This window comes from Sulfuriferula multivorans, assembly GCF_003851125.1.
Taxonomy (GTDB): domain Bacteria; phylum Pseudomonadota; class Gammaproteobacteria; order Burkholderiales; family Sulfuriferulaceae; genus Sulfuriferula; species Sulfuriferula multivorans.
Window position 1 is genome coordinate 126699 of record NZ_BGOW01000010.1, and the last position, 8738, is coordinate 135436.

The following is an 8738-nucleotide window of genomic DNA, read 5'->3' on the forward strand; positions in this document are numbered from 1 at the left end:
CGTCTGTGGATATCCGCAGCCTCCCGTTTGTTGCCAAGCTGTTTCCCGCGGCGGGAGACGGGCTGGCTGCACCGGTCAAGGTTGACCTGGAAAACTATACCGCCCATGAAATTTGCGAGTCCGTCGAGCATCTGATCCAAACGCTGGTAGCGGCGCGAAAAAAGAATGTGGAATGGAATCGTCCCAATATTGAGAGCCTGCTCTACCAGGACAGTTTCTCTGCACCCATCATCAATCGTTTGACGCAGCATTATCTGGCCTTGCCTCCTTACGTTTCCAGTGTGAGCGGCGGCTTTCTGGCGACCATCAGTGGCTATTGGGAAGAGATGAGTGAAATTCATCTGCAAAGCGTTACTTACCTGATCAGCCATCCGGAATCCAGACTGGATGCGTTGTTGCCCTTGCTTACCCAACGGGCGCTCTATCATCATGCGATGCAGATGAAATGGTTGTGGTTGCGCTACCAGGTAATTCCGCCTTATTTCTGGGCGCGCCTGCACAGGCTCTATGCGGTCGCCGAAAAATACGGGTTTGCCCGTGCGCTGATGCCATTGCCGGGCATGGAGCATGCTGATACCAGCTGCGAAACTTTGTATCTGCGCCCGCAAATGCTGCATAGCCTGCGACCCGATACACTGCAGCCGCACGAGATTGAACAGATAGACGAATGGATCGTCCGCTGGAGCAAGAGCGTTCTGCTGGAACGCACGCTGATATCCGAAAAACATCGCTATGGCGTCAACCTGAAAGCGGGCGATCCGCCCAGGCCGCTGGCCATGCTTAACGAACCGGGCAGTTATCGCTATTGGGGTACCGGCTTAATGTTGGCTGCCATGCATGCCGGGCAAGATCAGGCGGATATGGAGGATCAGGATGGCTGGCGTCAGGTATTGTGGCGCAGGGTAGTCAACGACTGGTCCGGAACGCCGCCCATGCGACAGCATCCGCGCCAGATAATTGGAAAACAGACCGAACTGTTTCTTGGTTTTGACGATATCCGTAGCCGGATTGATCGCCATGTGGCGCGGCGGCCCCACAATTTTCAAAATTTGCAGCGCTGTCGTGTACGCGACGAGGGGGTGGAAGGCGTGGGTATTTCCCTGAATACGTCGGATGGTGTGTCAGTGGCAATCAATAGCTTGATCGGGATCAACTTTGACCGCCGTTTTTTGGTAGGCGTAGTGTGTCGTATCCGCCGGCATGAATCGGGCTGGACTGAAATTGGCATTCGTCGGCTGGCGGAAAATGCAGTGCCGGTCAAGCTGGAGAGCATTAACGTAAATTTGGCCGGGCAGATGGTGGACGCATTGTATTTGTCCATGACAGGCCCTCACGGGCGGCGCCGCTGCGTGCTGATTCCGGCCGGTATCAGTCGGCAGGGTGGCCAGTGGCGCCTGGTGAGCCAGGGGCGGCGCCACCTGATCCGCCTGCGTGCGCCACTCAAAGACACCCAGGATTATGTGTTGGCAGATTTTGATGGGCTGGTAGAGCCCGAGACACCGACAGCATGACAACGCTGGCGCCTCTGGAATTCGTTGCCGGCAATCAGGCTGTCCGGGCCAGTGTGATCTGGCTGCATGGGCTGGGTGCCGATGGGCATGATTTTTTGCCAGTGGTGCAGATGCTCAGTCTTCCCGGTGTGCGTTTTATATTACCCCATGCGCCCGAGCGTCCGGTGACTGTCAATGGTGGCTATGTGATGCCGGCCTGGTATGACATCCGTCGCAGCGGGCTGGATATGGATGAAGATGAGGCAGGGCTGGCGCAATCCAGCCGGACAGTTGACAGCATGATTGAGCATGAGCAGGGACGCGGCATCGCGTTATCGCAGATCATTGTCGCCGGGTTTTCCCAAGGAGGTGCGCTGGCGCTATACGCTGGGCTGGCGCGCGGAAAGGCGCTGGGAGGGGTGATGGCGTTATCTGCTTACCTGCCGCTCATGGCCGACTTTAGCGCGCGTTGTGCAGTAGATATCCACACTATTCCGGTTTTTATGGCGCATGGCATGCATGATAGTGTAGTGCCATTACAACTTGCAGAGCTTAGCCGACAAAAACTGGTTAGTTGTGGTTTTGACGTGACATGGCAAGTATATCCAATGGCGCACAGCGTATGCGAGGCAGAAATCGACGCCATTCGCGCATGGCTGGTACAGGTTTTGGAATTGCGCGCTTAGGTCGGACTTTCGTCTTTGGCAATATCGACAGCAACACGCATCCAGCCGTCGCCTTTTTCGATCACGTCGCGCAGGCGAATCATGTTTTTCTTCGTGCCTGTGCCGGACTGGAAGCTGCGTCCGGAGGTGTATTGCGCAGCCTCCAACAGCAGCTCTCCCTGGCCGCTGTCGGTCAGCGTGATAAATATTACCGGTACCGGCAACGTTGCATCCGTCGTGTCCAGATTGCTCACGCTATAACCCTGTAATGCATTGTTTGTCTGAGGACGAAGCAACAACATTTGCGGCGCGTTGCTAAGCACTTCAATCCCGACCTGGAGCAAGCCATCTTCGGCATGCAACAAGCGTCGCATCACGCCGATTTTCCATTCAGCATCGCGTTCGACTTTAAGGGTGACCATGCTGCCCAGGCGCACCCAGTCGTTGGAATCGGCAGGTACGCTGGCCCCCAGCCCATGTTCGCTCATATCTTCCATCACCCAGCGTTCGTGAGGCGGAGTATTCTCGCTCGGTGCGGGCGAAGAATGGCGATTGCGTGTACGTGTGGATTCGGTCACAAAACCATACAGTTTCATGTCGATCATCTCGTCATATTTGAGTTCTTCATCCATTTCATGGAGCGCATCTGCACCGTTTTTACCCTGTTTGACCACCGCGCAGATCTCGTTGAATCCATGTACCACATCAATGATTTTCTTGGCCGGTGTACGCGGGCTTTTGCGCTGTTCACGCTTGTCGAGAGGGCTCCATTGGCGTTCTGCGTAATCGAGTATTTCAAAGCAGTCCGGTAGACGGCAATCCTCACCCAGGCCTAATAACGCGGGCGATTTTCCATTCTGCAGCGCGCTCCGCGTTTGCTGTATTTTTTCATGCAGCCTGGCGGTTGCCATAAAGCGGCAGGATTCTGAAAATTCCGTGTTGCGTATGCGGCGTGCGCCCACATCATCGGACTGTGCGACATAAAGCGTATGGGTATCGGGTTTGAATTGTGAATCCTGCTCGATCAGGTGAGACCATTGGTTGAGCCATTGATCCGCCATTTCGATTTGTTTCGGGTATAGCGCGCTGGTGTCCAGTTGCCCCAGCAACAGGATGCGAGTGTATTGATCCATGCAGCGGGTGGTTTCACTGCTTGCTGGATACAGAGTGAGTTCTGTTTTGCTGAAACCTTCAAATTCTGCCACGCGATACAGGTTGTGCAGTCTCAGCCAAAGCTTGTCGGCTGGTTTCTCATAGCGGAAGTAGTGCCACTTGAACACGTTTCCCAGGTTATGCACGGTGCGCAAGGTAAGCAGGGGTATGGACGTCTGCAGCAGATTGCCCGCCGGGTTGGAAACGTAACTCATGATGAAGCCATGATAGGCACGCGCTACTTCCCAGTAAAACTTGTAGACAGCGTGCCACAAACGACTTTCCATCACGCGCGACATACGCGGATTGCGCAGATATTGCTGGCTCAGGGACGTTTGAAGCGCACGCGCATACTCGTCAAGCGACAAGAGTACGGCTAGACGTTCCTTGCTGTATGGGGCGGTCTGGGCGTTGAATTCGGCAACTTTTTGCAACACTTGTTCATGCGCGTTCAAAACATTACCCGCCGGCAAGTCGTTTATCCAGCGCGTGATCGTCTTCTCGCTTTCCAGAGGATCGGATTCGGCGCTGTTTTTACGCAGCATGGACAGAATGTTGAACATGAATATTAACTCCGACTAGTGTTTCTGCTGAGATTGCAGTTGTTATCTATGCAAAATGTGTGCCACTCCATCCTGCTGTGCCAAGTACACTGTTTGCGGGCTGCATTCCGTAGAGCCGCTAATTCAGTGGTTTGGTCACCGGCCAATATGTCGAAAAGTTAACCGATATGCAGAGAAATGAACCTATGCATCACAAACGTTGTGCCACCCAGCCCGCAACGGACTGCAAGGCGGCAGGCAAAAGTGCGGGTTCGGTGCCACCGGCCTGAGCCATATCGGGACGTCCGCCGCCCTTTCCGCCTACCTGGCTGGCTACAAAGTTGGCTAAGTCGCCCGCTTTCACTTTGCTGGTCAGATCGGCGCTTACCCCGGCAATCAGCGTCACCCGCCCGTCAGTGGTGCTGCCCAATACCACAGCGCACGATTTGAGCTTGTCCTTGAGTTTGTCCACGGTTTCACGCAGCGTTTTGACATCGGCGCCTTCCAGTATTGCAGCAAGTACTTTCGTTCCGCCCACCTCGGTAGCCTGGCTGATAAGGTCATCACCTTGTGCTGCGGCCAGTCTGGATTTAAGGCGATCAAGTTCTTTTTCCAGATGTTTGACGTTATCTACAATCTGCGCGATTTTTTGCTGTAACTCTTGTGGTGGGGCTTTGAGCAGTGCGGCTACCTCCAGAATTTGCTGATGCTGGGCTTGTGTCACGGCTAATGCTGCGGGCCCGGTGACGGCCTCGATGCGGCGAATGCCTGCAGCCACCCCGGATTCGGATACGATCCTGAACAAGCCAATGTCACCACTGCGGCTCACGTGCGTGCCGCCGCACAGTTCTGTGGAAAATTCACCCATACCGATGACCCGCACCTGATCGCCGTATTTTTCGCCGAACAATGCCATGGCGCCGTGGGCGATCGCTGCATCGTAGCTCATCAATTGCGTTTCGACGACGACATTGCGGCGGATTTCCCGGTTCACCAGCTCTTCGATCTGCTGTAACTGGACTGTGCCGACAGCTTCGCTGTGTGCGAAGTCAAAGCGTGTGCGGGCGGCATCCACCAGCGAGCCTTTTTGGGTGACGTGAGTGCCGAGGACCTGACGTAACGCAGCATGCAGGAGATGTGTGGCGGAGTGGTTGCAGGCGGCACGGCTGCGGGCTTCAGCATCCACTTGTGCGGTGACCGTATCGCCGAGTTTGAAAGTGCCCGATTGGAGCAGGCCGGTGTGGCCGAACACGTCAGGCTGTATCTTTTGGGTGTCATCCACCACAAATACGCTGGCGCTGCTGCGTAGCTCGCCACTGTCGCCCACCTGGCCGCCAGATTCAGCATAGAACGGGGTGCGGTCGAGCACGATGATCGCTGTTTCACCGGCGCTGATACTATCCACCGGACTGCCTTCCCGATATAAGGCAACAATGCGACTCTCCAGGCTCAGTGTGTCGTAACCATGGAATTCTGTAGGCTGGCCGTCGAAGCGCATGCCGACCTGCATGGAGAATTTGCTGGCGGCGCGCGCACGCTTGCGTTGCGCCTCCATGGCCGCATCAAAACCGGCCGTGTCTATGGTAAAGCAGCGCTCGCGTCCTAAATCGGCGGTCAAATCCAGAGGGAAGCCATAGGTATCATAGAGCTTGAATGCGGTGGCGCCGTCGAGTACTTTGCTGCCTGACTGTAGCGCCTGTTCAAGGATACCCATGCCGTGTTCCAGGGTTTCTGCAAAGCGATCTTCTTCCTGTTTGAGTACAGCAGTCACCCGGGTCTGTGCGGCGACCAGTTCCGGATAGGCCGCGTCCATCGCTACCGCCAGATCAGCCACCAGCAAATGAAAGAAGGGCTGCTTCTGACCTAGCCGGTAGCCGTGGCGAATGGCGCGGCGGATGATGCGGCGCAGCACATAGCCGCGTCCCTCGTTGCCGGGAATGATGCCGTCGGTGATGAGGAAAGCACAGGCGCGAATGTGATCAGCAATCACTTTGAGCGAATTGTCGGTTAAATCCGTGCTGCCGGTAACGCGTGCCGCAGCGTGAATCAAAGCCTGGAACAAGTCGATTTCATAATTGCTGTGGACGTGTTGCATGACCGCCGAGATGCGTTCCAGGCCCATACCCGTATCCACAGATGGTTTGGGCAGAGGATGCAACGTGCCGGTCTCGTCGCGGTTGAACTGCATGAATACCAGATTCCAGATTTCGATATAGCGATCACCGTCTTCTTCCGCTGAGCCGGGGGGGCCGCCAGCGACTTCGGCGCCGTGGTCATAGAAAATCTCGGTGCATGGACCGCACGGACCGGTGTCACCCATTTGCCAGAAGTTGTCCGAGCCGCCGGCGGGTTTGTCGCCAATGCGAATGACGCGCTCATCCGGCACGCCGATTTCCGTTGTCCAGATGGTGTGCGCTTCGTCGTCGGTATGGTAGACCGTCACCCATAATTTATCCTTGGCAATGCCCAGTTCCTGGGTAAGAAACTCCCAGGCAAAATGGATGGCATTGCGTTTGAAATAATCACCAAAGCTGAAGTTGCCCAGCATTTCGAAGAAGGTGTGGTGGCGCGCAGTGTAGCCGACGTTATCCAGGTCATTATGTTTACCACCAGCGCGCACGCAGCGTTGCGAACTGACTGCACGTACATAAGGCCGGGTTTCGCGCCCAAGGAAAACGTCCTTGAATTGCACCATGCCCGCATTGGTGAATAACAGAGTGGGATCGTTGCCCGGCACCAAAGGACTGGAAGCGACTGGCGTGTGTCCGTGACGGGCAAAAAAATCGAGGAAGCGTTGACGGATTTCGCTACTTTTCATGGGTAGTTTTTCGTGGAGAGACACAGGTTCAATTGAATCGGCACATTTTAGCCCGGATACAGCATAAATTCACGTGTAACCGGTTGAAAACAAAAAAGGCCGCACATGGCGGCCTTTTTTGGGTCAGGAAAACTCAGATGAGATTGGGAGCGATACCCGGGTTTTTGCCGATGCCGACAATTTTCGGCTCATTCAGCGTGCGTGGCTTGACCACCTTGATGTCACGCAAATATTCAGCCACCACATCCCAGATCGGAGTGCCGGATACACCTTCACCCACCGGCGCCCAGCCGGCGACCTTGTATTTCTTATTGGCCATGACCGGCTTGCCTTTCAAAGTCATGTTGCTGATGCGATTGCCAATCTTATTGTTGGGTGCGACGGTGTACTGAATACCGCCAACGCGTACCATGTCTCCACCCTGCTGATAGTAGGGGTCGGCGTTGAACAGATTGTCGCAGACATCTTCCATGATGCTCTTGATGGTTGCACCGGTCATTTCGTTGAGCGTGGTGGACGGGTAGGTGATGGCCGTCTGATCCATCAGGTGGTCCATGGTGATGATATCTCCGGACAGCAGGGTAGTTCCCCAGCGGAAGCCGGGAGAGAAAGCTGCATCCGAGCCTTTGACCGTCATCAGCGCATCCAGGATAAGCTGGTCGAAGGTGCCGTTGAAGTTACCGCGGCGATACAGGAGTTCTTCGGTCACTGCGAGTTTTTCATCCAGTTTGGCAATGTATGGCGCACGCACTTTTTTGATGAGCGCATCCATTTTTGCGTCCGGTTCGATCAGGTTGGAGAAAACCGGAAGCAGGCGATATTTCCAGCCAGCGATCTTGCCGTTTTTCACATCAAAATCCATTACCCCAAGGAATTTTCCATTGGAGCCGGCATTGGTCACCAGCGTGGTGCCCTTGGCATTCTTGACCTGGGATGGGAAGGGGATGCCATCGTGGGTGTGGCCGCCGAAAATTGCGTCGATGCCGGTCACACGAGACGCCATTTTCAGGTCAACGTCCATACCGTTGTGGGACAGAACCACGACCACTTGGGCACCTTTGGCGCGTGTCTCGTTGACGATTTTCTGCATGTCATCGTCGTTGATGCCGAAGCTCCAGTCCGGCACCATGTAGCGCGGGTTGGCAATCGGCGTGTAGGGGAAAGCCTGGCCGATAATGGCCACCTGCACGCCGTTCATGGTTTTGATCACATACGGCTTGAACACCTGGTCGCCGAAGTCGTTGGTTTTGATATTCTGGGCAACAAAATCAATGTGCCCCTTGAAATCGTTATCGACAACATGTTTGACACGCTCGGCACCATAAGTGAATTCCCAGTGGCCGGTCATGACGTTGACGCCGAGCAGCTTGGCTGCATCCACCATGTCTTGGCCCTTGGTCCACAGCGAGGTGGCGGAGCCTTGCCAGGTATCGCCGCCATCCAGCAGCAGCGAGCCGGGGCGCGAGGCGCGTACTTTATCCACCAGCGTTTTCAGGTGGGAAAATCCCCCCACCTTGCCGTAAGTGCGCGCGGCAGCGGCGAAATCGAGATAGGTAAAGGCATGCGCTTCACGCGTGCCGGGCCGGATGCCGTAATGCTTGAGAAAGTATTCACCCACCAGATGCGGAGGCTGGCCGACTGCAGTACCCACTCCAATATTGACGTCCGGCTCACGGAAATAAATCGGCAGCAATTGTGCATGGCAATCGGTCATGTGCATCAGCGATACGTTGCCGAATTTTGGCAGATCGTAAAAGCTGGAAGGTGCATTTCCGGCCAGTGCCTGTTTGTTGTCAATCGCCATGCCGGACGCAGCGGCGACGGCAAGGATCTGTAAAAATTCGCGGCGATTCATCATCTCGTGAGCTCCTCAATGCGTTGTTGGGTGTTGCAGGTTTATGGTGCGCCTATTTTAGTGGGCTGGCAGGTGAAGTAAATGGTATTAATCATCCAAGCGCGGCAGATTGGTTTGGGCCAGATCGAGTAGGGGACGGAGTTGCCCCCGTCGCCCTCTCACACCACCGTACGTGCGGTTCCGCATACGGCGGTTCATTAAACATGCTGGAAGCGT

5 protein-coding genes are annotated in these 8738 nt (G+C 55.3%); 2 read left to right on the forward strand and 3 right to left on the reverse strand.

The features are described 5' to 3' along the window. Positions 1–5: 5 nt before the first annotated feature. Positions 6–1511: a cyclic-di-GMP receptor FimW-related protein gene (locus EI185_RS06230; RefSeq protein ID WP_124704262.1), complete on the forward strand. Its 1506-nt coding sequence runs from the start codon at positions 6–8 to the stop codon at positions 1509–1511. Then, positions 1508–2176, forward strand: a complete 669-nt coding sequence (locus EI185_RS06235) for an alpha/beta hydrolase (protein WP_124704263.1) — start codon at positions 1508–1510, stop codon at positions 2174–2176. The genes EI185_RS06230 and EI185_RS06235 overlap by 4 nt, the downstream gene beginning before the upstream one ends. On the opposite strand, the gene EI185_RS06240 is transcribed toward EI185_RS06235, so the two are convergent. The 3 genes from EI185_RS06240 to soxB all read right to left on the reverse strand — a co-directional run bounded on the left by EI185_RS06240 (position 2173) and on the right by soxB (position 8525). Next, positions 2173–3870 carry a cyclic-di-GMP receptor FimW-related protein gene (locus EI185_RS06240; protein WP_124704264.1) on the reverse strand — a complete coding sequence of 566 codons (1698 nt, stop codon included), beginning with the start codon at positions 3868–3870 and terminating at the stop codon, positions 2173–2175. The two genes, EI185_RS06235 and EI185_RS06240, sit on opposite strands and share 4 nt — an antisense overlap. A gap of 190 nt (positions 3871–4060) precedes the next feature. Beyond that, the gene (alaS, locus tag EI185_RS06245; RefSeq protein ID WP_124704265.1) at positions 4061–6667 is read right to left on the reverse strand and encodes an alanine--tRNA ligase; all 2607 of its coding nucleotides are present in this window, start codon (positions 6665–6667) and stop codon (positions 4061–4063) included. Between the two features lie 133 nt (positions 6668–6800). Next, on the reverse strand, positions 6801–8525 hold the full coding sequence (gene soxB, locus EI185_RS06250; RefSeq protein ID WP_223247707.1) for a thiosulfohydrolase SoxB: 1725 nt from the start codon (positions 8523–8525) through the stop codon (positions 6801–6803). Positions 8526–8738 lie beyond the last annotated feature (213 nt).